At 46.9% G+C, this 25376-nt stretch carries 22 protein-coding genes; 11 read left to right on the plus strand and 11 right to left on the minus strand.

Annotation, left to right across the window (positions count from 1 at the left end):
• The 6 genes from dnaA to WS_RS00030 all read left to right on the plus strand — a co-directional run bounded on the left by dnaA (position 1) and on the right by WS_RS00030 (position 6220).
• Entirely contained in the window at positions 1-1314 is a 1314-nt protein-coding gene (gene dnaA, locus WS_RS00005; RefSeq protein WP_011137974.1) for a chromosomal replication initiator protein DnaA, read from the plus strand.
• A gap of 159 nt (positions 1315-1473) precedes the next feature.
• Positions 1474-2541 (plus strand): DNA polymerase III subunit beta, encoded by a 1068-nt coding sequence (gene dnaN, locus WS_RS00010; RefSeq protein WP_011137975.1) that lies wholly within the window; start codon positions 1474-1476, stop codon positions 2539-2541.
• Between the two features lie 19 nt (positions 2542-2560).
• Positions 2561-4879, plus strand: a complete 2319-nt coding sequence (gene gyrB, locus WS_RS00015; RefSeq protein WP_011137976.1) for a DNA topoisomerase (ATP-hydrolyzing) subunit B — start codon at positions 2561-2563, stop codon at positions 4877-4879.
• A 10-nt stretch (positions 4880-4889) separates the two neighbouring features.
• Positions 4890-5264, plus strand: coding sequence for a preQ(1) synthase (gene queF, locus WS_RS00020; RefSeq protein ID WP_011137977.1), 375 nt, complete (start codon positions 4890-4892; stop codon positions 5262-5264).
• Positions 5265-5273: 9 nt separating this feature from the next.
• A complete protein-coding gene (gene plsY, locus WS_RS00025; RefSeq protein WP_011137978.1) occupies positions 5274-5900 on the plus strand; it encodes a glycerol-3-phosphate 1-O-acyltransferase PlsY in 627 nt (208 codons plus the stop codon).
• The gene (locus tag WS_RS00030) at positions 5897-6220 is read left to right on the plus strand and encodes a dihydroneopterin aldolase (protein WP_011137979.1); all 324 of its coding nucleotides are present in this window, start codon (positions 5897-5899) and stop codon (positions 6218-6220) included. Before plsY ends, WS_RS00030 begins: the two co-directional genes overlap by 4 nt.
• 3 nt (positions 6221-6223) lie before the next feature.
• Here the strand turns inward: WS_RS00030 and WS_RS00035 are convergent, their stop codons facing one another.
• The 4 genes from WS_RS00035 to WS_RS00050 all read right to left on the minus strand — a co-directional run bounded on the left by WS_RS00035 (position 6224) and on the right by WS_RS00050 (position 10917).
• On the minus strand, positions 6224-8179 hold the full coding sequence (locus WS_RS00035) for a BCCT family transporter (RefSeq protein WP_011137980.1): 1956 nt from the start codon (positions 8177-8179) through the stop codon (positions 6224-6226).
• A gap of 99 nt (positions 8180-8278) precedes the next feature.
• Positions 8279-9136 (minus strand): universal stress protein, encoded by an 858-nt coding sequence (locus tag WS_RS00040; protein WP_011137981.1) that lies wholly within the window; start codon positions 9134-9136, stop codon positions 8279-8281.
• A gap of 162 nt (positions 9137-9298) precedes the next feature.
• Positions 9299-9790: a hypothetical protein gene (locus tag WS_RS00045; protein WP_011137982.1), complete on the minus strand. Its 492-nt coding sequence runs from the start codon at positions 9788-9790 to the stop codon at positions 9299-9301.
• Between the two features lie 11 nt (positions 9791-9801).
• Positions 9802-10917, minus strand: coding sequence for a c-type cytochrome (locus WS_RS00050; RefSeq protein WP_011137983.1), 1116 nt, complete (start codon positions 10915-10917; stop codon positions 9802-9804).
• 100 nt (positions 10918-11017) lie between these two features.
• Between WS_RS00050 and WS_RS00055 the strand changes: the two genes are divergently transcribed.
• From WS_RS00055 to WS_RS00065, 3 genes are read left to right on the plus strand one after another with little or no spacing between them, the layout of a single operon-like run.
• On the plus strand, positions 11018-11989 hold the full coding sequence (locus tag WS_RS00055; RefSeq protein WP_081454320.1) for a cache domain-containing protein: 972 nt from the start codon (positions 11018-11020) through the stop codon (positions 11987-11989).
• Positions 11986-12648, plus strand: a complete 663-nt coding sequence (locus WS_RS00060) for a response regulator transcription factor (protein ID WP_011137985.1) — start codon at positions 11986-11988, stop codon at positions 12646-12648. The genes WS_RS00055 and WS_RS00060 overlap by 4 nt, the downstream gene beginning before the upstream one ends.
• Positions 12635-13810, plus strand: a complete 1176-nt coding sequence (locus WS_RS00065; RefSeq protein WP_011137986.1) for a sensor histidine kinase — start codon at positions 12635-12637, stop codon at positions 13808-13810. The genes WS_RS00060 and WS_RS00065 overlap by 14 nt, the downstream gene beginning before the upstream one ends.
• Here WS_RS00065 and WS_RS00070 read toward each other — a convergent pair.
• The 7 genes from WS_RS00070 to WS_RS00100 form a co-directional block, all read right to left on the minus strand.
• A complete protein-coding gene (locus WS_RS00070; RefSeq protein WP_041571931.1) occupies positions 13805-15304 on the minus strand; it encodes a DUF1538 domain-containing protein in 1500 nt (499 codons plus the stop codon). The two genes, WS_RS00065 and WS_RS00070, sit on opposite strands and share 6 nt — an antisense overlap.
• 26 nt (positions 15305-15330) lie before the next feature.
• Positions 15331-15717, minus strand: a complete 387-nt coding sequence (locus tag WS_RS00075; RefSeq protein WP_011137988.1) for a CBS domain-containing protein — start codon at positions 15715-15717, stop codon at positions 15331-15333.
• A gap of 19 nt (positions 15718-15736) precedes the next feature.
• The gene (locus WS_RS00080) at positions 15737-16087 is read right to left on the minus strand and encodes a P-II family nitrogen regulator (RefSeq protein WP_011137989.1); all 351 of its coding nucleotides are present in this window, start codon (positions 16085-16087) and stop codon (positions 15737-15739) included.
• A 122-nt stretch (positions 16088-16209) separates the two neighbouring features.
• Positions 16210-17547 carry a sensor histidine kinase gene (locus WS_RS00085; protein WP_011137990.1) on the minus strand — a complete coding sequence of 446 codons (1338 nt, stop codon included), beginning with the start codon at positions 17545-17547 and terminating at the stop codon, positions 16210-16212.
• Positions 17548-17549: 2 nt separating this feature from the next.
• Complete coding sequence (locus tag WS_RS00090) at positions 17550-18725, minus strand: class I SAM-dependent rRNA methyltransferase (protein ID WP_011137991.1); 1176 nt, start codon at positions 18723-18725, stop codon at positions 17550-17552.
• Positions 18726-18744: 19 nt separating this feature from the next.
• Complete coding sequence (locus tag WS_RS10510; RefSeq protein WP_011137992.1) at positions 18745-19863, minus strand: phospholipase A; 1119 nt, start codon at positions 19861-19863, stop codon at positions 18745-18747.
• A gap of 334 nt (positions 19864-20197) precedes the next feature.
• Positions 20198-20875, minus strand: a complete 678-nt coding sequence (locus tag WS_RS00100) for a DUF1847 domain-containing protein (protein ID WP_011137993.1) — start codon at positions 20873-20875, stop codon at positions 20198-20200.
• Between the two features lie 63 nt (positions 20876-20938).
• Here WS_RS00100 and WS_RS00105 point away from each other — a divergent pair, with 63 nt between their 5' ends.
• Together WS_RS00105 and glmS are read left to right on the plus strand one after the other, a co-directional pair.
• On the plus strand, positions 20939-23527 hold the full coding sequence (locus WS_RS00105) for a [protein-PII] uridylyltransferase family protein (protein WP_049770596.1): 2589 nt from the start codon (positions 20939-20941) through the stop codon (positions 23525-23527).
• Positions 23528-23583: 56 nt separating this feature from the next.
• Complete coding sequence (gene glmS / locus WS_RS00110; RefSeq protein ID WP_011137995.1) at positions 23584-25371, plus strand: glutamine--fructose-6-phosphate transaminase (isomerizing); 1788 nt, start codon at positions 23584-23586, stop codon at positions 25369-25371.
• Positions 25372-25376 lie beyond the last annotated feature (5 nt).

Below are 25376 nucleotides of genomic sequence, written 5' to 3' on the forward strand. Positions count from 1 at the left end.
TTGCTAGGCGATACTACATTAAAACAACTTAAAGACGAAATCTCAACGCTTGAATATGAGCGCTATATTAAGCAGCTTCGATATGATGAAGAAGCCTCACGCACGGACTTAGCGGTCTATATTGCCCCCAATCAATTTATCGCTAACTGGGTCAAAACCAAATATGGTGAGCGACTCGCCCATCTCTTTGAGCTAAGCACAGGAATCCGCCCTAAAATAGAGATTCGCCTTGGTTCTTTAAAGAAAGATGTGAAAAGTTCTTCCCCCAAAGCGGGAGTTAGCAAAGGCCAAAAAAGCACCATCTTAAACCCATCTTTCACATTCGATTCTTTTGTGGTCGGAAATTCGAATCGATTCGCCTATGAGGTCTCGCAAAATGTCGCTAAAAAACAGGGAATCGCCTATAATCCCCTTCTTATTTACGGCGGCACGGGTCTAGGAAAAACACACCTACTCAACTCGATTGGAAACTATAATGTTGCCAAGGGAAAAAGCGTCATCTATGTCACCAGTGAGCAGTTCCTTAATGATTATCTCTATCATATTCGCAACAACACCATGGATCGATTCCGTGATAAATATCGTGCTTGCGACTATCTTCTTATTGATGATGTTCAATTTTTTGGCGGAAAACCCCAAATCCAAGAGGAGTTTTTTCACACCTTTAATGAGCTCCATAATAAAAACAAACAGATTGTCCTCACCTCAGATAAGACTCCCAAACAGATCGCAGGACTAGAAGAGAGGCTCAAAAGTCGTTTTGAATGGGGAATGGTCTCAGATATTCAACCCCCAGAGTTAGAGACTAAGATCAACATTATTAAGAAAAAGTGCGAATTTGATGGAATATACCTAAGCAACGAGATCATCAGCTATATTGCCACCAACATGGACAACAATATCCGTGAGATTGAGGGAATCATCATCAAACTCAACGCCTACGCCAACTTGATGAATCAAGAGATCACTCTTCAATTTGCTAAAAATGTCCTCAAAGAGCAGATTAAAGAGGAGCGTGAAAATATCACTTTGGAAAATATCATTGAGGTGGTCTCTAAAGAGCTCAATGTCAAACCCGCCGAAATCAAAAGCAAAGGGCGAAGTAAAAATATCGCCAACGCTAGAAGAATCGTTATCTTTCTTGCGCGAACCCTCACACCCAACTCTATGCCCTCGCTCGCTCAATTCTTTGGGATGAAAGATCACAGCTCCGTGAGCAAGGCAATGAAAACGGTTAAAACAGAAATTGAAGAGGATGCGAACTTCAAAATGGTCATTGAAGAGCTAAAAAACAAGATCAAATCAAGGAACTAAGCTCAACTTTGCTACAATGGGTGTGAATAAAAGTGAAAAAATCCATTGGATTAATTCCCCTTTGAGATTCCCTATCCATCGGAATCAAAAGGCACTTTTCACCAACTCACTGTCCACTACTACTGTTACTAAAATTATTTTAAATCTAAGGGGTCTGTCATGAACATCGTCATTCCTAAGAGTAGCCTAGAGAATATCCTCACGAATCTCCAGCCTTTCCTCGAAAAAAAAGACGCCAGCCAAATCACCTCTCACGTCTATTTTAAAGCCCAGGGCAGTGAGCTCACCTTTCAGGCTACAGACTATGAGATTGGACTTTTAGCCAAAACAGAGAGCGTCCAAATTCAAAAAGAGGGAATCGCCACCGTCAATGGAAAAAAGATTTTAGACATTGTCCGAAGACTCAAAGAGGGCGAGATCACTCTTCAAAGCCAAGAGGAGTATCTTCACATCAAGCAAGAGAAAAGCAGCTTCAAACTCCCGATGTTTAATGCTGAAGAGTTTCCCTCATTCCCAAGCTACGAAGAGCTTCCAAAAATTGAGATCAACTCCATGCATCTGGTTCAGTCCATGAAGAAGATTCTTCCCGCTATTGATAACAACAACCCTAAATTTGAGCTCAATGGCGCCCTTTTAGACATCAAAGAATACTCTTTCAACTTTGTTGCCACGGACACTCGAAGACTCGCCGTAATTAAGTATGAGAATCCCTCCATCAACAAGCTTGCCCTTATTGTTCCTAAAAAGGCAATTGTGGAGATTCAAAAGCTCTTTTTTGAAGAGGTTGAGCTTCATTACAGTGAGACACACTTGATTCTAAAATCCAAAAACTATCTCTTTTTCACCAAACTCATCAGCGGAAAATATCCCGACTATGAGCGAATCATCCCCAAAGAGACCACCCACAATATGACCCTTCCTAAAGAGAAGATCATTGAAGCGATTAAACTCATCAACTCCCTTAGCAATGACATCAAGGTGACTTTTACAAAAGAGGAGATTCTCTTTGAATCTTTAAGTGAGGAGAATAGCGAGGCCAAAACTCAAGTTGAAGTGGAGACAGGAATCACAAAAGAGCTCACCCTTGGAATCAACTCCAAATATCTTCTAGATTATCTAGGACAAATCGATACAAGCGAGTTCAAGATAGGAATCAACGAATCCAACACTCCCTTTATTCTCAAAAGTGAGAATTTCTCCACGGTCATCATGCCCATCGTAATGTAAATTTTTAGGAAAGCACCGAATGCAAAATCAACAATACAGCGCCGACAATATCAAAGTTCTCAAAGGTCTTGAAGCCGTCAGAAAACGCCCTGGAATGTATATTGGTGACACCAATGTCAATGGTCTTCACCATCTTATCTATGAAGTGGTGGACAACTCTATCGATGAGGCGATGGCGGGTCACTGTAACACCATCTCTATCACGCTTACCAAAGAGGGAAGTGCTATTATCGAGGATAATGGACGAGGGATTCCTGTGGATATGCACCCCACCGAAAATCTCCCTGCTGCCACGGTTGTTCTCACCGTTCTTCACGCGGGAGGAAAGTTTGACAAAGATTCCTATAAAGTCTCAGGTGGACTTCATGGGGTTGGGGTTTCTGTCGTCAACGCCCTCTCTAAAAAATTGGTTATGACCATCCGTAAAAACGGAAATGTTTACACTCAAGAGTTCTCATGCGGGATTCCCAAGACGGGCTTGGACATCATTGGCACAAGCAAAAAAAATGGAACCACCATTGAATTTATCCCTGATGATGAGATTTTTGAAGTCACGGTTTTTGATAGAGAAGTGTTGGCTAGACGTTTTAAAGAGCTCGCCTATCTCAACCGAAATATCACGATTCACTTCAAAGATGAGCGCGATAATTTTAACGAGAGTTATCACTTTGAGGGAGGTTTGCGTCAATTTGTCGAACACCTCAATAAGAAGGTCCTCGTCTCCCAAGTTTTCAGCTTTTCTGATAATGAGAGCGACACTGAGGTAGAGATTGCCCTTGCCTATAACGATGGCTATGATGAGAAGGTCTTAAGCTTCGTGAATAACATTAAAACCCCTGAGGGCGGAACTCACGAGGCAGGTTTCAGAGCGGGTCTTTCTCGTGCGATCACGAGCTACATTGATGCCAATGCCAATGCCAGAGAGAAAGATAACAAAATCACGGGTGATGATGTTCGTGAGGGTCTTGTGGCAATCGTTTCAGTCAAGGTGATGGAACCTCAATTTGAGGGTCAAACCAAGGGTAAGCTCGGAAGCTCTTTTGTTAAACCCATCGTGCAGAAATTGACCTATGAAAAAATTGCCAAATTCTTTGAAGAGAATCCTAATGATGCCAAAGCGATCATGCAAAAAGCCCTTATGGCTGCACGCGGAAGAGAAGCGGCCAAAAAGGCTAGAGAGCTTACAAGGAAAAAAGATTCTCTTATGGTGGGGACGCTCCCTGGAAAATTGGCGGATTGCCAAAGCAAAGATCCTTCTATCTCTGAGCTCTACCTAGTGGAGGGTGATAGTGCGGGCGGTTCGGCCAAGCAGGGGCGAGATCGAGTCTTTCAGGCAATTCTTCCCCTTAAAGGAAAGATTCTCAATGTAGAGAAGAGCCGCTTGGATAAGATTCTCAAAAGTGATGAGATTAAAAACATGATCACCGCCCTTGGTTGTGGAATCGGTGAGGAGTTTGATATCAATCGTATTCGTTACCAAAAAATCATCATCATGACCGATGCGGATGTCGATGGGAGCCATATTCAAACCCTCCTCCTCACCTTCTTCTTCCGCTATCTCAAACCTGTGATTGAAGCGGGCTATCTCTATATTGCCCAGCCTCCTCTCTATCGATTCAAAAAAGGGAAAAAAGAGATCTATCTACGAGATGAGAAGGCGTTGAGCGAATACCTCATCGAAAATGGAATTGAAAATTTCGCTTTTGAAGGGGTTGGTACACCCGATCTTTTAGAGATTCTTCGATTCGCCTCTCACTATCGCCTCACTTTAAAAGAGTTAGAGAAGCGCTTTGCGATGATTGATGTAGTGAAATATATGATCGAGCATCGAGATTTGATCTCTTTGCCCATGAGTGAGCTCTATATTAAGCTAGAGGAGTTTGTCCAACAAAAAGGCTATAACATCCTTAATAAGCGCGTGGAAGAGGAAAAAATCCATCTCTATGTACAGACACACGAGGGATTGGTGGATTTGGTAATTGATGATTCTCTCTTCACTCATCCTCTTTTTGAAGAGGCCTATTATGTTCATAATCTTATTCTGGAGAGGGATTTAAGCTTTTTGGGCGAAAAAGATATTCTCACGATTCTTGAAGAGATTGAAGAGAGTGCCAAAAAAGGTGCTTATATTCAGCGCTATAAAGGTCTAGGAGAGATGAACCCTGAGCAACTTTGGGAGACGACCATGACACCAGAGAATCGCCGATTACTCAAGGTGCAGATCACTGATGACATGGAAGCAAGCGATGTATTCTCTCTCTTTATGGGAGATGAGGTGGAGCCGCGCCGCGCCTACATTCAAGATCACGCCAAAGACGTGAAACACCTAGATGTGTAAGGAGGGGAAGATGCGATATGGTGAAATGGAGGTCAAAAACTTTAATCCCGAAGAGATTGAGGTTTGGCCTAACCGAAACGATCGTCACTATACGATCAAAATCACGCTCCCAGAATTCTCTTGCCTCTGCCCAAGGAGCGGCTACCCTGATTATGCGACCGTCTATATTGAGTATGTTCCCTCCTCTTTAGTGGTTGAGCTCAAAGCGATTAAACTCTATATCAACTCTTTTCGTGATCGCCATGTGAGTCACGAAGATAGCGCGAATGAGATTTATGATCTTCTCTACAAAAAACTCTCTCCCAAGGAGCTCTACCTCAAGATGGATTTCAATCCTAGAGGAAATGTGCACACCATCATCGAAATTGATAGCAAGAAAAATTAGAGGTTTTTTATGAGTTTTATTAGTAATCCCAATATCCACTTCTATCTTCTAGCCTATTTTATCGGCGGGATTCCCTTTGGCTATCTTTTGAGTCGATTTTTCTACAATATCAACCTTCAAGAGGTGGGGAGTGGAAGTATTGGTGCGACCAATGTGCTAAGAGCCCTCAAAGAGAGAGACCCGAAAAAAGCCAAAATGATGGCGGCACTCACGATGCTTTTGGACGCACTCAAGGGCGCCTTGGTGATTCTTGTGGCCAAGATGGCTGGAATGAGTGTAGAGACTCAATGGGCGATTGCGGTTTTGGCGGTGGTGGGACATTGCTTTAGTCCTTATTTGAAGCTCGAAGGGGGCAAGGGAGTCGCCACAGGCCTAGGAGTGATGGCGGTGATGTTACCCTTAGAGGCAGCGATTGGCTTGGTCGTTTGGCTGGTTGTGGGTAAGACTCTGAAGATCTCCTCTCTCTCCTCTTTATTAGGGCTTGGCGCGCTTTTAATCTCAAGCTTTTTGATTCACCCTGAGATTCCAGAGATAGGAACTCACGCGCCGCTTTTAATCATCGCTTTTGTCATTTTTTACAAACATATCCCTAATCTCGTTCGCCTTTTTCAGGGCAAAGAGGGGAGGGTGGTTTGACACTTCTTATTGAGCATCTCAAAGTGGAGGCGATCATTGGAATCTTGCCCGAGGAGAGAGAAAAAGCCCAGACGATTCTCGTGGATGGCTCTTTTTCCTATGTGTTTGCAGGGAACTATCTCGATTATGTCGCCATCAAGGAGCTCATCACTCAACACCTCATCAGCGAGCGATTTGGACTCTTAGAAGAGGCACTTGTGAGTCTTCATCGAGAGCTCAAAGAGAGCTTTGAGGAGCTCACCGAAGTGAATCTCACCCTCAAAAAACCCGATATTCTGCGCGACTGCTTAGTCGGAGCGAGCCTCTCTAAACACTACTAACTCCTAGCGGAGTAGGTGCAAAAACTGCATATGTCGCCGATACTGGTTGAGAATATCAGCGATGATCTGCTCTTTAGAGTAGCCCATGAGGTCATAGCCTTGACTTCCCTCTTTAAGGAAGACTTCGGCGCGATGGTATTGATAGATCTCATCCTCGCTCTCACTGCTCATGATAAAGGTGGTGGAGGTGTATCCTCGATTCCTCACCTCATAAAGAAAGTCAATCTCTTCGCCATGAAGCACCTCTAGGGAGATGCTCCCCTCCCCTTTTTTTACTTTAGATAAAACCCCTTCCCTCTCTAACTCCTGCGATACGGCAGTGATAGCCTCAAAAACTCTCTCTTGGATGAAAAGTGTAATGGCACTCTTTTTGTGGCGAGAGATAAGATTTTTGAGTCTTTTTTGCCAAGGAATCGGAGAATAAGAAGGGGAGAAGGTGATGGCTCCTTGGACTTTGAGAGCCTCTTTTTTAATTGCTTCGATTCGGAGGGCTTTGTGCATCCCATAAGCCATAAATAGCATGATGATCGAAAAAGGGAGTGCAAAGATGATAGAAGCGGTCTGGAGCGCCCCCAAACCCCCTGCAAGAAGAAGAGCCGCCGCGACAAATCCCTCAGAGCTAGACCAAAAGATTCTTTGCCATAGGGGGGTCTCTTTGATTCCTCCTGAGGTGAGCATATCAATGACAAGGGAGCCTGAATCCGATGAGGTGACAAAAAAGGTGATGATGAGAATGGTCGCTAACAAAGAGGTGATGAAAGAGAAGGGAAGCGATTCGAGGAATTTAAATAGTGCAGTGGTGCTATCAGCCTGCACAGCGCTCCCCAAAGAGGTGAGATTCTCTTTCAAGATGAGGAAAATGGCGCTATCGCCAAAGACGGTGAGCCAGAGAAAAGTGAAGCCCACAGGTACCATGAGCACACCGATGACAAATTCTCGGATGGTTCGTCCTTTGGAAATCCTAGCGATGAACATCCCCACAAAAGGCGACCAAGCGATCCACCAAGCCCAGTAGAAGATTGTCCAGCCTCCAATCCAACCCGTAGGCTCATAGGCGTGGAGATTGAAGGTTTTATAGGTGAGGTCACTCAAATAGGCACCGATATTTTGGACAAAAGTCTGAATGATAAAAAGCGTGGGACCAGCGAGCAGCACAAAGAGCATCAGGGCGATGGCGAGGAAAAGATTGAGTTCGCTTAGGCGCTTGATTCCTCCGCTTAAGCCCAAAACCACAGAGATGGTCGCCAAAGAGGTGATGAAAGCGATGAGAAGAATCTGTGTCCAAATCGTATTGGGAATCTCAAAAAGGTAGCTAAGCCCACTGTTGACCTGTAAGACACCAAAGCCTAAAGAGGTGGCGACTCCAAACATCGTGCTTATAACAGCAAAAGTATCGATTGCATCACCCAAACGCCCTTTAATTCTCTCTCCAATGAGGGGATAAAAAGCTGAGCGAATCGTAAAGGGGAGCTGATGGCGAAAGCTGAAGTAGGCAAGGGCTAGAGCGACGAGTGCATAGATTGCCCAAGCGTGGATTCCCCAATGAAAAAAGGTGATTTTCATCGCCTCTTTGGCTGCTTCGACCGTGCCACCCTCCATTTTTGGAGGAGAGAGGAAGTGCATCACAGGTTCTGCAACTCCAAAATACATGAGACCAATTCCCATGCCCGCCGAAAAGAGCATCGCAAACCAAGACTTGTAACTAAATTCAGGCTCAGAATGATCCGCCCCAAGCTTCACATCGCCATGACGGCTGATGGCTAGATAGAGGACAAAAATCAAGAAGAGAGCCACGGAGAGGATATAAAACCACCCCAGTTTCTCAATGATTCCCTTTTGAATCATTGAGAAAAGGGTGTTAGCCCTCTGGGGCATCAGAGCCCCAAAGAGGACAAAGCCGAAGATGAGCAGAATGGATGAAAAAAATACAGGGGGGTTGAGGGTCGCGCGTATCTTCATGAAACTCCTTAAATTTTTTTAAGCTAGTTTCATTGTAGCGGATAAAAATAAAGTTTATTTTAAGGGGTGCCTCTAAAGCTCACCCAAGGAGTGATTTCCTCACTCCGAATCGGTTTTGAAAATGAGCACATCCTTGGGGCTTTGATTCAAAATATCCATGGAGAAGAAACTGATATTTCCTGTGGTGTTCAGCGCAATGAGATCGCTTTGAGCCTCTTTGACCTTTTGGAGGCAGAGTTTAGCGCTGAAGACTCCCGTTTCCATGAGGAGCTTGATGCGGTGTTTTCCCGAGGGAAGTTTAAGCTTTTCGATGAAATGGTCGGCTTCACTGGCGCTTTGGTTGTCGATATCTTTGTGGTAGCGAAGAATCTCATCCTTGTCCAATCCATACATCCCAAGACGCTGTTCAAAAGGCTTAAGAATGACATGAAAGAGCGAAATATAGGCATGGGGAAAGAGGTGGAGTGTCAGATTCGCCATCTTCTGGCTCGAGGGTGAAAAATCGGTGGGAATAAAAATTTTGGAGTAATCGCTCTCCTCTTCGTTTTTCACCACCAAAACAGGAATGGTTGAAGAGCGGATGATTTTTCGGCAGTGGCTTCCGAGGAAAAACTCTCGCAATAGGTTATCCTCACCCGAAGTCCCAATAAGAAGTAGGGAGGCTTGCGTCTCTTTAATCGCCGAGATAATCGATTCCTCGATTCCTCCTTGACGGCATAGAAGTGTGGCTTTGACTTCTGGATAGCGAGCGTAAAAGGGCTCTAAAAGCTTGCAAAGATTGGCTTCGATTTGTGTGAGCTCGATGATTTTAGGGGCAAAGAGGGTTGTTTCGCTCACATGGAGGATAAAAAGGGGTTTGTGGTATCTCTTGGCTAGTTTGAACGCCTTCTCCAAGACGACTTTTCCCGTAGGAGAGAGATCGGTTGCGACCAGTAGAGGAAATTTGGATGAAAGCATTCTAAGCTCCTTGGATCATGATGGAGAGTATGGGTTAAGATTATATTAGAAAAAGAGGTTTTTACCAAGCAAATAGGGGAACTCTTCCCTGAGAAGGGGGAGTTCTCAGGGAAACTACACAAGGAGGAAAATTATGCGTTTGGGGTTACTATGAGAGCAATCTTACCTTAGGAGCCCCCTTACGATGGGCTCCCGACCAAGCGAATCCCAAGACATGAGGAACTGCACTCCCTCAGAGGTCTTCTCTAGGATCACATAGCGGGGCGATGCTTCATTAGAGTAGTGTGCGCTTCGTCGCTCAACATAGAGCGCGCAGTTGTTATTGGCACTTGGCCAAGAACCAAAATAGACGGCGGCTTTAGTGCCATCCGCGCTATTTTCGTAACTCCCCTTGTAGGAGAATTCGCTCTCACAAGGGGAAGGAGAGAGATCTTTGCCCATGTGGTTTTTAAGCTCAGGGAAGGAGACAAGCAATTTCTCTCCCCTCTGCTCCACCTTTAGGGCAGTGGCTTGACCTTTTAGCTTTCCTGCTTGGGTTGCTTTGCCACTTAGTGCAGGAGATTGCATGATCTCTCCTGCACTATACTTGGCGCTACACCCTGCTAGCGCCAAGGAAGCCGCTACGATTCCCATGAATAGTTTCATCTTCTTCATATTGGCTCCTTTCACTTCGCGGCGGGTTTTTGTTTGATGATTCCCTTGTAGGGACCCACCTTATAATCCATTTGGGTCTTGCCCTCATCAGGGAAAATATAGCTCCCCTCAGGTCCATAGGGTCCTGGCTGGTCATGATCAGGAACGCGGACTTTAGGATCCACGAAGTCATTCTGACGATTGAGCTTCACGGTGCGATAGTGGCTATAGTCATTGATGAATGCAGCCACATCATAGGCATCTTTATCACTCAAAGTGGGAGCTCCCTTAGGCATGGTGCTCTTGATGAAATCGGCCGCTTTGAGCGTTCGATACATTCCCGCTCCAGTGTTGTAAGTGTCATCACTTCCCCATAGGGGAGGGAACTCATACCCTGCGGGCTTTCCATCTTTGCTCTCTCGTCTGAGCCCTTCACCCTCAGCTCCATGACAAGAGGCACAATCTCTTGCATAGACTTCTGCGCCATTTTTGACATCGGCAGCATTTTGTTGAACCATCTTGCGATCCACTGTCTTGAGGCTTCGTCCCTCGATCTTGGCCCCGACAGGGATTCCTTGGCCTAGCCAATGAATGTAAGCCAAAAAGGCCTTCATCTCTTTGCCCTCTGCAGGCAAAGGATAACCGTTCATGCTTCTTTGCATACAGCCATTGACTCTAGCGGCCATGGTGCCTAGAGAGTTTTCTCTATTTCGATACTGGGGGAAATTCGCGTGGTTATCCACTAAAGGAGCCGCGTATTTGGCGGTCCCTGCTCCCAAGTGACAGCTATTACAGGAGAGGTTATTTCCTGAGTAGCGCATGTTTGGATCGGCTACTTCAGGCCCAATCACTGCTTGAGTGTTCACGAACAGCTCATAGCCATACTGGACGAATTCTCCATAGATGCTATCAGGAACGACAGGTTTGGCATTGATCGTATCCCAAAAAACATCTCCCTCAAATTTGGGTAGAGCGTATTGAATGGTTGGATTCTTGATCTCGTTGATCGTTTTTCCTTCCACCCACTCCAGTTTAGGAGCGTCATACCCACTCTTGCCTCTAGCCTCAAGCGTCCAACGCTCAAAAGCTAAGGTGCTGGTTGTTAGGCAACCTAGGGCTAGCATTCCTGCTAAAGCTCCTCTAACCATCCTCTTCTCCTTCACAATCAGATTAGGTCCGAGGAGATTGTAGATAAACAAAGTCAATTTATCGTCAATTGGTGCTTTTTGGTCTATAATTGATTCCACCATGGAAAAAGGATTGGCCATTAAAGGGTTCAGAATCTATCTAATTTTAGGCGTTTTCTTCTGTTTGATGGCAGGCGGAATCTTCTTTTTGATTCTCAAAGTGAATCAGGCGATCTACTCCGAAGAGATCGAAAAAAAGATTGAGATCGCCCTAGAGATTGCGAAAGAGAATCTTGATAGCGAGATTCAAACGGCTCTCTCCTTGGCGATTGTGATCGCGGATCGGGAGAGAATCAAAGAGGGATTCATCAAAGATGATCGAGAGTTGCTCTATAAAGAGATCACAGAGCAGATCGCACGGCTCAAAAAAGGGGCAGACTACAAGGAGCTTGATATCCACCTCCATACAAAAGATTTGCGGGTCTATGTGCGAAGCTGGGACTTCAACTCTTTTGGAATTGAGCTCTCCCCCTTTCGCAAAGGTCTTGTGAAGGTGAAAGAGACGCTCCAGCCGCTGGCTTCTATTGAGCTTGGACAGAGAATGAATATCAAAGCGATCTCTCCCGTGATGCAAGAGGGTGAGTATCTTGGCTCTGCGGAGGTACACTTTGGTTTTGATCGGGTCTCTAGGCGCCTTTCCCAAAAGGGAATTAACTTTTTCATTCTCATGGAGGGGCGTCACCTAGGCGTGGCAACACGAATGATCGCCGATCCAAGAATCGATGGCTTTGTTCTGGCCAATAGTTCTTGTGAGCAGACCTGTATAGAAAAACTAAGAGGTAAACTCACCCCTAGTGTGCTCAAAAAGGGCTACATTGAGACGGATGATTTTGTCTTTGGATTCTCTCCCTTTTTCAGCTTTGATGGCGAAAAGTTAGGTTATATTGGGGTCTTTTTTGATCGTAAGCTGATCAATGAGCCAAGTATCCTCTATGCTTTTGAACGACTCAAAGAGGAGCGGCGCGAGGAGAAGCGGCTCTATAGGCCTATGCAACCCTCCGAAAATCCCCCCAAAGGAATCACCATCCAATGAAGATATTGCTTTTGGAAGATGATTACAATTACAAAGAATCGATCAAGGAGCTACTCCTCTCTCTAGGCTATGAGGTGGATGATTTTTTAAGTGGTGATGAGGCGCTGGAAGCGGCTTTTCATAACTCCTATGATCTTTTGCTTTTAGACATTAGAGTGCCGGGAATCGATGGCTATGGAATCGTCAAAGAGGTGCGCTCTTATGGGCTCAAAGTGCCCGTGATCTTCATCACTTCGCTCACGGATGTGAACAACCTAAGCCTAGGCTATGAGCTCGGATGCAATGACTACATTCGCAAGCCTTTTTCTCTTAAAGAGCTCAAATATCGCGTGGAGGAGGCGATTCGGAGCTACCATTTTCACAGCGTCTCCCCTCAAGTCCAGCTTCCCTGTGGTTTTATTTTTGAGATCAATTCAGGAATCTTGCGCCACGAAGATCATGAAATCGCCCTAAGCGACAAGGAGCGGAGGGTCATTGGACTGCTAGTGAAGAATCTCGACACCTTTATGGATGTGGATACAATCAGGGAGTATGCTTGGGAGGGGAAAGAGGTCGGAGATAATGACATTCGTATGGTGATCAAAAAGATTCGTTCCAAAACCTCCAAGGAGTTTATCCAGAGTCAGCGTGGCGTGGGATATAAGATTGCAAAAGAGTAGTAACGTCGCTTTCAAGTTTGCCCTGCTCTTTAGCGTGGTGGTGATTCTCATCGTCTCGATCCCCCTCTTTTTCTACGCCTCTCTCGCGATCAAACACACTGAATTCACCCAGCGGCAGGAGCTGATTGACCAATCCTTCGCCCTCAAACAGAAGTTCTACTCCATCAAAGAGGGGACGGTCAACTTCGTCTATCCGCGCTCGCTCCTCTTTGGCTCGGCGATTCTAGATGAGCACGATCACGCCATCTTCTCCCTCGTGGATTTTATTCCAGCGATGGTGGAGGAGGAGTTTGTCCACTTTCATAACCAGCTCTTTTACAAGACGACCCTAGAGGAGAATCCTTTGGGTGCTAGGTATCTCATCGTCTCTAAAAACTTCTCCTACAATGTCGTCCTCATCGATTTTTTGATGCTTCTTGGGGTGGTGCTGGTGCTCATCTTTGTGAGCTCATTTTGGATATTGCGCCGCTCCATTGAGCCTTTTGAGAAGGCGAATCGCTACATGGACACCTTTTTTAAGGACGCGATGCATGAGCTCAAAACCCCCCTAGGAATCATCCAGCTCAATCTAGAGATTCTTCGAGAAAAGCTAGGCAGTCACAAGGGTTTTGATCGTGCCAATGCGGCATTGAAAGTGCTAGTGACGCTCTTTGAGGATATTGAGTATTTTATCAAGAATCAGCACATCGAATACCTCCCCGCCTGCACGGCGCTCTCGGATTTTTTACACGAGCGAATCGACTACTTTTCTGATATTGCCCAGACCAAGGAGATCTCCTTTGAGCGACAGATTCAAGAGGGGGTTTGGGTGGAAATCAACCGCATGGAGCTCCAGAGAATCTTAGACAATACCTTCTCCAATGCCCTCAAATACACCAATCCCAAAAAGAGCATCAAAACGCGTCTCTACTATCTTGATCAAGAGAAAAAACGCGTGGTCTTGGAGGTGGAGGATGAGGGAATCGGGATCAAGGACACCCATGCCATTTTTGGCCGCTACTATCGAGGGGATAATATTCGAGGAGGCTTTGGAATCGGGCTTTCGATCGTGAAGAATATCTGTGAAAAGTATGGAATCATCATCAGCGTGCGCTCCCATGTTGGACATGGAAGCGTCTTCTCCTACACCTTCCCTGTGACTTTGGCTAGAGAAGGATCATGAGCCTTTGGGCTTTTTGATCTTCAGAGCCAAGAGACTATAGCCCATCACGGTGATCATGGGAAAAATGGAGGCAAAAGCAATCAGCCCAAACCCATCCATGAGGGCGTCTCTTCCCTCAATGTGGGTGGCGAGGAATATCCCAAAGGCCGTCACAATCGGGACGGTGATCTCAGAGGTGGTGACTCCCCCCAGGTCAAAGGCAAAGGCCACAATCTCTTGAGGTGCGAAGAGCGCAAGGAGAATCACCAACGAGTAGAAGAGGGTGAGAAGGAGCCAAATATTATAGCCATGGACAATCTTGTAGGCACCTATTAAGATTCCTATCCCCACACCCAGTGCCACCAGCAGCCGAATCAACATGACATTGAGCCTCGTGGAGGACATTTTATCCGCTTGCTTGATGACGGCGATGAGGGCTGGCTCGGCCATGGTGGTGCCAAAACCGATCAAAAAGGCAAAGAGGTAGATGAAAAAGACATTATCCATCTGCACCAAATGGCTGGCGATGGATTCACCTATAGGGAAGAGTCCAAGCTTGATTCCTACAATGAAAGCATAAAGCCCGATCACAAGGAAAATGAATCCAAAAACCACCCCCGCGAGATTGGCAAGAGGCTTTTTAATGATGAGGTATTGAAAAAATAAGATGGTCGCTATGATGGGGAGAAGATTGAAAAAGGTCTTAAAAATATCGATGAAAATCCCAAATAGCGTGAAGCTTGGGTCGTAGTGGGCTTCATCCTGTAGAGTCTCACCCAAAGGTTCCAGAGGGAGGGAGCCAAAATCATCCCCAAGGGCGAAGATTCCATAGAGCTGAATGCTAATCATGGGCGTGATAGCGGCAAGCGCAACGAATCCAAAGCCATCTTTAAGCACGCTTCTCCCCTGAAGTGCGGAGGTGATTCCTATTCCTAGCGCTACGATCAGGGGAACGGTCGCTACATTGGTTGCCACACCTCCTGAATCATAGGCTAAACCGATAATCGCAGGAGGGGTGAAATAGGTGATCATAAGCACGATCGCGTAGCCCAAAATGATGATTTTGGCGATAGGCCATCCCAAAAGGGTGCGGATGATTCCAAAGGCGGTGATAGCTCCCACGCTGGTGGCGATAATGAGTCTGAGGGTGAGAGGGTCAAGTGATCCTTGTGTGATTGAACCTGCCTGTGAGGCCACAGCGATGATGGCAGGCTCAGCGATGGAGGCGCCAAAGCCCAGAGCAAATCCAAAGAGAGAGAACCAAAAAAGAGAGTTTCGCTCCAAAAATTCACTAGAGAGTTGATTCCCCAGGGGGAAGATTCCAATCTCTAATCCCATCAAAAAAAAGGTAACCCCCAAAATAACAATCAAAAAACCTACGGATATCGAGAGGATATTTTCTGGAATCGTCTGAAAAACCAATAGCTGGAATCCCGCAATAATCACCAGAATGGGGATAAGATTGGTGGTCGATTCAAGAAGCGTGTTTTTGAATTGTTTTAGAAGTTCTTTCAATTGTTTTAGAAGTTCTTTCACAAGGGCTACTCCACAAGTCCCATGAGATAGTGGGTGAGGTCAGTGAGTGAGAGGATTCCTTTGAGCTCATTGTTGTCAGTGACGACCACTCTTTTGATGTTGTGTTCGATCATGGTTTTGGCGGCAAATTTCACATCAATTTTGGCCGAGACGCTAAAGGCGGGCTTTTTATAGACATCATAAACATTGATGAGCTCAATATCCCCCTCCTCGGCTAGAATCGCTCTCAGGATTTGGGTGTTTGTGATGATTCCATAGGCATCAGAAGGGGAGTTTTTATCCACCACAAGCGCCTTGAGTTGTCTCTCCTTCATGAGCTGAAGCGCCTCTTTGAGGGTGGCATAGGGCTTGATGGTGGTCACATTGGTGCGCATCACTTTTTCAACTAGCATGGATTCTCCTTGGGATGGATTAGAGATCGCTCTCTTGTTTGATGGAATCTTCAAATTTTCTCAATAAGGTCTGGTCCAATCCGACAATATGGGTGAGGGGGGCGGTGAAGGCCACGCACTCTATAGAGTCATTTTGAGTGGCTTTATGGATGGTTTTGAGGATGGTTTTGGAGAGCTTCTCCTCTAGAATGTAGAGGATGAGGCTTTGATTCCCCTCAAAGGTTAGAGAGAAGAAACTCCTCTTCTCCTCAGAGCCGCTTCCTCTGGCTTGAAGGATGGTTGCCCCTCTGGCTCCCGCATTTTTGGCGATGGTTTTGAGGCTCTCCTCATGTTCGCCTGAAGTGATCACAATCAAAGCTACAAATTTCATGGGCAAAATCTCCTACTCGAATCATTCCAAATATCAACACGACCCCTAGGGGCGTGAACACTTTTGTTCAAGGCAATGAATCGATTATACTATAAGAGGCACTTTGAAAGGAAGCGGCAAAATCACGCTAGAGGGGGATTTGGAGTGTGGATATCCCAAGGAGTAAGGGGGAGCAAAAGAGTGAAGCAGGCACCAAGCGCGAGATTTTGGGCACGGATCCTTCCCCCCATCTTCTCTTCGATGATGGTTTTGGCCAGCGACATCCCAATCCCCGTCCCTTGAGCGCCCTTGGTGGTAGTGAAGGGCTCAAAAATCTTCTCAGGAAGCAATTCAGGATCAATCCCTCCTGCGTCATCTTCGAGAGTGATTTCGATTCCATAGGGGGTGAGACGCTCTTTGATGAGAATCTTGCCCCTAAGAGCCCCTTGGGATTCAAAGGCCTCTTTGGCGTTGTTGAGCAGGTTGAGAATCACCTGCTCAAAATCATTGGGGTATCCCATCACCTCTAGCCTCTCATCCCCCTCCAAAAGCACCTCAAGGTTTCGTGGACGCAGAGAAGAATCGAGCAGGTGAATCACTCGCTTGATGGAGACAAAAGGACTAAAGAGGCGGCGCTCTTTGGGTGAGGGCTTGTAGAAGTGGCGGAAGTTCTCTAGCGTCTCATCCATGAAGCGAATTTGGGAATAGATTCTCGTGGTGTGCTCCCTGATCGCCTCTTCATCAAGCTCTCCATGTTCTTGCAGCTCCTCTAGGGTTTGGGTCATCAGCGATATGGCATGAAGGGGCTGTTTCCATTGGTGGGTGAGCGCTCCCATAAGACTTCCCAGCTCAGCAAGTTTGGTCTGCTCGATAAGAATCTCCCTTTGAGATTCCTTCTCTCGCTCCATCTCTTGGCGAAAACGCTCCACATTTCCAGCGATGAGGATTCCTACTAAAGTGGCGGTGAGAAGGTAGCTCAGCATTAAGTCAAGCAGGCGCTCCTCTTCAGAGGGATAGGGAAGAATCCAAGAGGGAAGAAACGCCTCAATGGAGATGAGCACCACGGGAGAGAGAATCAATAGGGCGATGAATGTCCTCGTGAAAAGAGAGCGGGGAGGACTTGAAAAAATAATGTAAAGAATCGAAGTGAAAAAGAAGAAGAGCGTGGGGCCTTTGGAGCCTGCGTTGAAAAACCAGTTGCAAAGGAGGGCTAGATAGATGAGGGCAGCGACCCAAGGGAGGTAGCGATGAAGCTCGCCCTTTTTAGCGGAGCGCCACCAAAACCACCAAAATAGAGGAGAGAAGCTCATCATGCCTAGGGCATACCAAAGAGGGGTGAGGTCAAAGAGGAGGTTTTGGATTCCCGCAAAGAGGAAGAAGAGCGACCCAAGAATCAAAAATCCATGATGCAGGCGCTCAAAAGGAGAGTAGCCCTCCCCTCCCAAAAAGAAGTCGAGTCTCCTTTGCCACTCCCGCTTCATTGTTACTTCAACACCTCAAAGACGATTCCTCGCAGGTAGAGGGAGTGAGGCATATTGAGAATCGCGGGATGATCGATGTCTTGGAGATGATACTGGAGAATCTGCAGCCTCGTGTAGGAGTCACGGCTAGCCTCTAGGGCGACTTGGGCGAGTTCATTGAGTCCCATATGATAGGAGCAGGAGTAAAGCGCGATTCTAGCCTTGGGGGCAGCGACTTTGATGGCGCCGATGATGAGGTATTTCCAGCCATTCATCGCTCCCTTTTGCTGCTCTTTGGTCTTGGCAAAGGAGGGGGGATCAAGGATGATAAGGTCAAACTTCTCTTCTCTTTCGCGCAATCCTTTGAGCTCATCAAAAACATTGGCAGAGATGATTCGACCCTTGTTTTCTAGCTGGTTTAAAGAGAGATTCTTTTTGACCTGCTCGCACGCCATCTCGCTACTATCGATAAAGAGTGCCTCTTTGGCTCCTTTGAGGAGTGCATGAATCCCAAAGCCTCCTCCGTTGCAAAAGAGATCCAAGACGCGCTTCCCTTTGGCCATCTCTGCGAGCAAGAGACGATTTTGGCGCTGATCAAGATAGTAGCCTGTTTTTTGACCCTCAAGGAGGTTGATTCCAAAACGAGCCCCCTCTTCTTGGAGGAGAATCTCCTGAGGAACCTCCCCAAAAATCACGCCATTAGAGCTCTCTAACCCCTCTAATTGACGACTCTTCTCGTCAGATTTGTCGATGATGGAGAGGGGCGAGAGGAGCTCTTTGAGGCTCTCTAGGATGAGTGGGCGGAATCGCTCCATCCCCGCGGTGTTGATCTGGAGGCTTAGGTGATTGGCATAGCTATCCACGATGAGTCCGGGAAGCTCATCGGATTCGGAGTGGATGAGTCTGGCGCCATTGGTTTTTAAAAGGAGTGATTCGCGCTTTAAGATCGCCTTTTGGAGGCGTTTTTTGAGCTCTTCGGGAGTGAAGCTTTTTTGAGTGAAGGAGAGGATTCTAAGCGCGATTTGGCTTTTGGGATTGATATAACCAAGGGCAAGAAACTCTTGCTTGGGGGAGTAGAGATGGACTAGCTCTCCTTGTTCCAAAGAGGAGGGAAGTGATTCTAGTTGAGAGCCATAAATCCACGCGGGAAGGGTTCTGAAGGCGGGAAGGGCGCTCTTTTTGAGGGTGACTTTTTGCATCAATTTCCTTGTTTTTAGTTTATCGCGTGAAGAGGAATCCTGCCCCGATTCGCTCCACGCTTCGATTATAGTCAATGAGACTCTCGCCATATCCGCTGAAATATTGCAGATAGAAGTAGAGGTGGTTTTGGATGGGGTAGGAGTAGTCTAGGAGAAGCGAGCCTCGATTCTCTCCTTTGGAGCGGAGGTTGTTGCGGAGGGTTGCGCTAAAGAGGTGCTTCTCTAGCAGGTAGCCTATTTTTAGGTCTCCATAGCCTAGATAGTTGTGAATGTCTGGATTGTCATCTCCATTAGGATCCAATGGGGAGCTCTTCTCTTTTTCAGGCAGTCGATACCACCCCTTTAGCCCCAAAAAGAGATTTCCATGATTGTAGATGCCTTCAATAAAGGCTCGATTCCAGCTTCTTGATTTTTCGATATCTTTGCCATTGGATTCGTGGTTGAGTCCAAAATTGACCTGCTCCAATCTCCCTCCAAAGAGGGGAATTTCGGTGGGGTAGGAGAGGAAAATCTCTGGTTCATAGTTGCTCTCCCTAAAGGGGCGCGAATCATCCCCATCATAGACCTGCCAATAGGAGCGCTGGGTGTAGGCGAGATAGAGGTCAAACTTGCTTCCCCAAAGGCTTTGGGCTAGGAGAGTTTTGAAGCTGATTTGGAATTTGGCTTCGGTCTTTTTGCTCTCCCCCTTGCGGTCATTGAGGCTATGGCTAAAGGGGAGGATGTAGTTAGGATGATGGGGGATGATTCCTAAAAAAGAGCCAAAGAGATTCTTTCTATCGTGATACTCCCTGTAGAGCCGTGGTTGCTCCTCTTCCTCGTTTGAGCTCTCTTCTTTGAATCCGGGAGGCTTGATCTCCACCACACGGAGCTGCTCTTTGTTTATCGTGGGCTGCTCGATGAGAGGGGTAGCTTTGGCGCCATTTTCTTCATCCGTGAGGAGAAGATGAAGGATTCGGGGGGATTCTCCCTCTTTGGTGGGCAGAAGAATCTCTATCGCCTGGTCCTTCTCCTCTAGCTTCACCCCTGTAAGGCGGCGCGTGGTGCCATCAGGTTCCGAGAGCCAAAGGGTGAGATTCCTCCCCTCTGCTAGGAGAGAAGAGAGAAAAAGAGCGCCAAAAAAGAGGGGGCGAAGCGACACAGAGCCTTCCTTCTGTTATTTAAAGGTGTTTGGGCGGTATTATAGAGTGTTTGGGCTAAAAGAAGCGGAGGGTTAAGGGGGAGAGCCGTCTGCCTCTTTAGCAGACGCCCTTTCTTTTGCCTTTGAAGTAGTTCTTGACCGCTTTAGAGCCTTTCATGGCACCTACGATCACCTTGTGGGGATCAAAACTAACCTCTTTGGGTGGATTGAACATCTTCTCCTCCTTGGCCTAAAATTGACAACGGATAGTAAAGAAGAAAAATAGCATTTTGGTTTCATGCTGGCGCGATGTTATCTAAACCGTGTGAAAAAGAAGTGATAAAATACTTATTTTTCACCCCTCTTTGAGTGAGCGATAGTAGCTCTCTAGCGTGTAAATCGCGGCTAGAGGATTGTGTCCTAATAATCGATCTTTGACGGCAAAGACAGTGCAGAGGGCTTCTGAAGCTTTGAGAAAGAGCGAATCGTGTCCCACGCATAGCCCTAACATGATGTTGAAATCGGTTTGACTCTCATTGAGCAGACGCGCCTGAAGGAGGGGATCGCACATCGCTTCAGGTGTATGGGGGATGAGTTTATCCTCTTCGTCGATTCCAAGGGTGCTTTTGTCGCTATTGCCCACTTTGCAGATGACGGAAACCACTTCAAAGCCTCGCTTTTGGAGGAGTAGCTCCACCGCTTTGGCTTCATTTCTAAGGCCCATACAAAAGGCCAACCCCAGCTTTTGATAGCCCATCTTTTGGGCAAACTCAATGATCTCTTCGATTCGAGGTTTGGCGGGGCGCAAGTGGGCGTAACCCTGCTCTCTTCCCTCATAACAGGAGGCTTCTTGGATTGCAGCATTTTTTGCAAAACGCTTCGTTTCTCCTTCATAGAGGGCGCTATTCTCCTCTTTGATTTCAGAAAAATTTTGGGTGGGGCAAAAGGCGGGTGATTTGCCTTCGCTATCCCTGCAGAGTCGTTCGCCAAGGGCAATTCCGCAGAGGGCACAATGGGGTGAGGGGGTGGACATGATCTCTCCTTGGGTTGTTTTGGCAAGGATTATAGGACTTTTTTGACTAATCAAGGAAGAGTTTTGTATTCTGTTGGCTACTTTGGCTACTTAAAAGAGGGGCAGATGCAGGAGCTTTTTGAAGAGAGTTTAACCGATTTAGAGGATGAGCTGGCAGTCTCTAAAGCCATCAAAGGCGAAGTGAGGCACTACATGGAGGGATTGGAGGAGAAGTTTGATCAAAATTTGGGTCGCCACTTCTCCTATCGTCATGCAAGAGAGATGGATAGATTGGTTGCCTTTGTCTATAAAGCAGTGATTCGACGCTACTTCAAAGAGTATCTTCCTCCGCTCAACCATGTTCCTCTTGTCTTCATTGCGCTAGGGAGCTATGGGAGGGAGCAGCTTAGTGTTCATTCTGATATTGACCTCATGATCGTCTATAAGGAGGTGGGAGGATATAACCTTTTAGAGATGATTGAGAAGATGATCCATATCGGGTGGGATTGTGGACTCAAGATCAGCCATCGAGTGCATGAAGTGGGTGAGCTTTTAGAGGTTTCAAGGAGCGACATCACCATCAAAACCTCTTTTTTGGAGGCGCGTTTTATCTGCGGTTCCAAGATTCTCTACATGGAGACAGAGGCTAGAATCGAGCAGATTCGCAAGGACAATAAAGAGGGATTTTTGAGGGAGAAGTATCTAGAGTATCTAGAGCGGCATAAGAAGTTTGAAGCCTCCATGGAGCCCAATATCAAAGAGGGGCGCGGGGGAATTAGAGACGCCAATATGCTCTTTTGGGTGCTCTATGTTCTCTATAATGTCAAAAACCCCAAAGAGATGGAGGGGCAGCTCTATGATGAGGAGCGTTACCGCGACTTCCGCTCCTCCCTAGAGTTCCTTTTTCGCCTAAGGGACGCGATGCATCTAGTGAATCAAAAGAAAAATGACACACTCAATCTAGAGCTTCTCCCCTTTGTCGCCAAAAAGCTTGGCATGGAGAGTCAAGATTCCTCCAAAGATCAGTTTGGTTTGGCTAAAAAGACACTCCTTTGTATGCATGAAATTGAGCATTTTTGTGCCTATGTATTGCGCCAAATCTACCGTCGCCATGGACTTTTACCTGCCTATTCATGGAGAGAGAGAAAAGAGGCGAGGCAAGAGGGAGGACTTTTTCTCTTTAAGAGCTCCTCTAGTGAGAGGCTCTATGCGCGCGGGGCGCTAAAGCGTTTCAGGATTGGAGAGTTTTTGGGCAAACTTTTGGAGCTTGAGACCATTCCTGAAATGAGTGAAGGAGTGGTGGAGCGGCTCCATCGATCCAAACTCACTCTTAGCAGCAAAAAAGAGAGGGAGCGTTTCAAAGAGCTTCTTCTTAAGCCCCAAAGCCATCGATTCTTCCGAGCACTCTATGAGGCGGGCAAGCTGGGCGAGGTGCTTCCTCCTTTGGCAAAGATTCGCCATCTGCCTCAGTTTGATGGTTATCATGCTTATCCTGTCGATCTGCACACGCTCAAGGCGCTTGAAATCTTGGAGGCCTTGGAGAGGGACTCGCACCCCTTTTTGAGCGAGCTCTATGGCTCTTTGGATCAAGAATCGCTTCTTCTTTTGAAGCTTCTCGTGCTTTTTCATGACGCGGGCAAAGGGCGCTCTAGGGATCATCACCTTGTCGGAGAGACGCTTTTTAGATCGTGGAGCAAACGCTTTTTACTCAGCGAAGAATCAAGGGAGCGAGGAGGGCTTTTGGTGCGATTCCATACGCTCATGAGCTCTGTGGCGCAAAAGCAAGATATCTACAGCGAGGAAGTTCTTTTGGAGTTTGTTTCGCGCCTCAAAGAGCCAGAAAATCTCGATCTCCTCCTCTTGCTCACCTATGCGGATGTGAGCGCGGTGAGTCCGGGGAGATTCAATAAGTTCATTGAAAAGCTGCTCCTAGAGCTCTACAAAAATGCCAAGGCGACCTTTGAGAAGCGAGAGCTCCTAGGGGATGCGACAAGGAAACTTAAGCGTCTTGATCTTTTGGAGAGGAGTGCAGAGTTTCTAGCCCTCCCCTCGCCCCTTAGGCAAAAGATTCGTCAAATCGCCTCGCCCCTCTTTTTCATCAAGCTCACTCCTGCTCAAATCGCCGAGCTCTCCAAAAAGGCGCTTGGAGTGGAGGATTTTTGCTTTGAAGTCGAGAATCAGGATTTTCTCTCTGTTAGTATTCTTCGGCGCCAAGAGCTAAATCTTGGCTATCTCCTAGGAAAACTCTCGATCTTTAATGTTGCCTCCATGGAGATATTCAAGATGTTTGATGGAATCAAATACTTTCATATCGAGTTCCTAGAAAAAGCCGAGGAGGATGAGATGGAGCGGCTTAGGGAGATCATCTCGGAGAGCTTTGACATGACGCGCCATCCCAAAGCACCCAAGCCCACTATTCTCAAAAAGGATATTATCTTTGAGCCTAACCACTCCGAGAGTTACGCCGAAATTCGCCTCAATACCAAGAATCAGAAGGGAATCCTAGCCCATGTTGCTTCAGTCTTTGACGCTTTTGGGATAGACATTGCTAGCGCGAAGATCATGACGATCAAAGAGAGGACGAGAGATTGGTTCTTGATTGAGAAGAATGAGGCCTTCTTTAGGCATCAGGGAGAGCTAGTGAAGGCGATTGCGATTAATGATAAAAAATGAAACGATTGGAGATAATGGCGCAAGTCAAACTTGATTTCTTGTGATAAAGGGTTTTCATGTGTGGAATCGTCGGCTATATCGGGAGTAACGAGAAAAAATCGATCCTTCTAAGCGGTCTTAAGGAACTAGAGTATCGTGGGTATGATTCGGCAGGAATCTCTGTCCTCAAAGAGGGGGAGCTCTCTGTTTTTAAGGCGGTAGGGAAGCTCAGTCATTTAGAGAATAAGTGCAAGGATTTTGAATCTTGTGGCTTTGGCGTGGCGATTGGGCACACCCGATGGGCGACCCATGGGAAGCCGACAGAGATTAACGCTCACCCGCACATGGCGGAGTTTTCTAATGTCGTCCATAATGGAATCATCGAAAACTATCAAGAGCTTAAAAAGGAGCTTGGCGAGAGGGGGTGTCGATTCGTCTCTCAGACGGACACCGAGGTGATCGTCCATCTCTTTGAAGAGTGCCTCAAAGAGCTTTTTGACCCGTTTGAAGCCTTCAAAGCCACTCTCAAGCGCCTCAAAGGGGCTTATGCGATTCTTCTTATCACCAAGAAAAGTCCCGATCGAATCTACTACGCCAAAAATGGCTCTCCATTGATTATTGGCAAGGGGAGTGATGGAGTCTATTTTGCCTCTTCAGATGCCCCTCTGATTGGCTATGCGCACAGTGTATGCTATCTTCAAGATGGAGATTTGGGCTACATGGACGAGAAGAGCTTCGATCAGCTTCCGCTCATTCGACCCCTTAGTGTGAATAAGCTCTACGCTCAAAAAGAGGGCTACCGCTACTTCATGGAGAAGGAGATCTACGAGCAACACAAGGTGTTGGTGGAGACGATGATGGGTCGCGTGGGGGGCGCAGAGGTTCACTTTGAGGAGATCGAGGCGGGTTTCTTGGAGGGAATTGAAGAGATCACTATCTGCGCCTGCGGCACGAGCTATCATGCGGGATTGGCGGGGAGCTACCTTTTAGAACGCCACGCCAAGCTCAAGACCAATGTCGCCATCGCCAGTGAGTTTCGATACAAAGAGCCCATCATGCGACCTAGCGAGCTTTTTGTGGTCATTAGTCAAAGCGGAGAGACGGCAGATACTCTAGAGGCGCTCAAACAGGCCAAACGTGCAGGGCTTAAGACGCTCGCCATCTGTAACATGGACAATAGCTCTATCGTGAGGGAGGCACATTGTTCGATTCTCACTCGCGCAGGAATCGAAAAAGGGGTCGCTAGCACCAAAGCTTTTGCCACGCAAGTGATGGTTCTTTGGATGCTTTCACTTCATATCGCCAAGATTCGCCACACTCTCTTGAAAGAAGAGATTGAGGGGCAGATTCACTCCATGGTCGAATCGGCCAAGCTCACCAGGGTGGATGAACGCCTCCATGAACGCCTCAAAAAGCTCTCCAAGCGCTATTTGCATGGACATGGATTCTTTTTTATCGGACGAGACATCTTCTATCCTCTAGCGCTCGAGGGGGCACTGAAGCTCAAAGAGATTAGCTACCTCCATGCTGAGGGCTATCCAAGCGGTGAAATGAAGCATGGACCTATCGCACTGGCTGATAGTGAGCTCTTCACCGTAGCCCTAATGCCTAAAAATTTACTTTATGATAAAATCAAAAGCAATGTTGAAGAATTGGCCGCCAGAGATGCCACCATCTGCGCGATCACGCCCGAACCTTTTGAAGGGGCGGATGACCTCGTCTTCACTGCGGCTCGAGAGAGCTACATGGAGGAGTTTTTCGAGATGATGGTGGTGTTACAAATTCTCGCCCTAGAGATATCTGTCCGCTTGGGTAATGATGTCGATATGCCTCGAAACCTCGCTAAAAGCGTAACCGTGGAGTAAACTTT

Source organism: Wolinella succinogenes DSM 1740 (assembly GCF_000196135.1).
GTDB lineage: Bacteria > Campylobacterota > Campylobacteria > Campylobacterales > Helicobacteraceae > Wolinella > Wolinella succinogenes.

Excerpts from the sequence above, each read along its gene's own strand:
- WS_RS00060 (WP_011137985.1), top strand. The coding sequence starts at position 11,986 with ATGAAGATATTGCTTTTGGAAGATGATTACAATTACAAAGAATCGATC.
- WS_RS00035 (WP_011137980.1), bottom strand. The coding sequence starts at position 8,179 with ATGAAGATACGCGCGACCCTCAACCCCCCTGTATTTTTTTCATCCATT.
- WS_RS00090 (WP_011137991.1), bottom strand. The coding sequence starts at position 18,725 with ATGCAAAAAGTCACCCTCAAAAAGAGCGCCCTTCCCGCCTTCAGAACC.
- WS_RS00075 (WP_011137988.1), bottom strand. The coding sequence starts at position 15,717 with ATGCTAGTTGAAAAAGTGATGCGCACCAATGTGACCACCATCAAGCCC.
- gyrB (WP_011137976.1), top strand. The coding sequence starts at position 2,561 with ATGCAAAATCAACAATACAGCGCCGACAATATCAAAGTTCTCAAAGGT.
- WS_RS00050 (WP_011137983.1), bottom strand. The coding sequence starts at position 10,917 with ATGGTTAGAGGAGCTTTAGCAGGAATGCTAGCCCTAGGTTGCCTAACA.
- plsY (WP_011137978.1), top strand. The coding sequence starts at position 5,274 with ATGAGTTTTATTAGTAATCCCAATATCCACTTCTATCTTCTAGCCTAT.
- WS_RS00040 (WP_011137981.1), bottom strand. The coding sequence starts at position 9,136 with ATGCTTTCATCCAAATTTCCTCTACTGGTCGCAACCGATCTCTCTCCT.
- dnaN (WP_011137975.1), top strand. The coding sequence starts at position 1,474 with ATGAACATCGTCATTCCTAAGAGTAGCCTAGAGAATATCCTCACGAAT.
- WS_RS00100 (WP_011137993.1), bottom strand. The coding sequence starts at position 20,875 with ATGTCCACCCCCTCACCCCATTGTGCCCTCTGCGGAATTGCCCTTGGC.
- WS_RS00055 (WP_081454320.1), top strand. The coding sequence starts at position 11,018 with ATGGAAAAAGGATTGGCCATTAAAGGGTTCAGAATCTATCTAATTTTA.
- WS_RS00080 (WP_011137989.1), bottom strand. The coding sequence starts at position 16,087 with ATGAAATTTGTAGCTTTGATTGTGATCACTTCAGGCGAACATGAGGAG.
- queF (WP_011137977.1), top strand. The coding sequence starts at position 4,890 with ATGCGATATGGTGAAATGGAGGTCAAAAACTTTAATCCCGAAGAGATT.
- WS_RS00045 (WP_011137982.1), bottom strand. The coding sequence starts at position 9,790 with ATGAAGAAGATGAAACTATTCATGGGAATCGTAGCGGCTTCCTTGGCG.
- WS_RS00085 (WP_011137990.1), bottom strand. The coding sequence starts at position 17,547 with ATGAAGCGGGAGTGGCAAAGGAGACTCGACTTCTTTTTGGGAGGGGAG.
- glmS (WP_011137995.1), top strand. The coding sequence starts at position 23,584 with ATGTGTGGAATCGTCGGCTATATCGGGAGTAACGAGAAAAAATCGATC.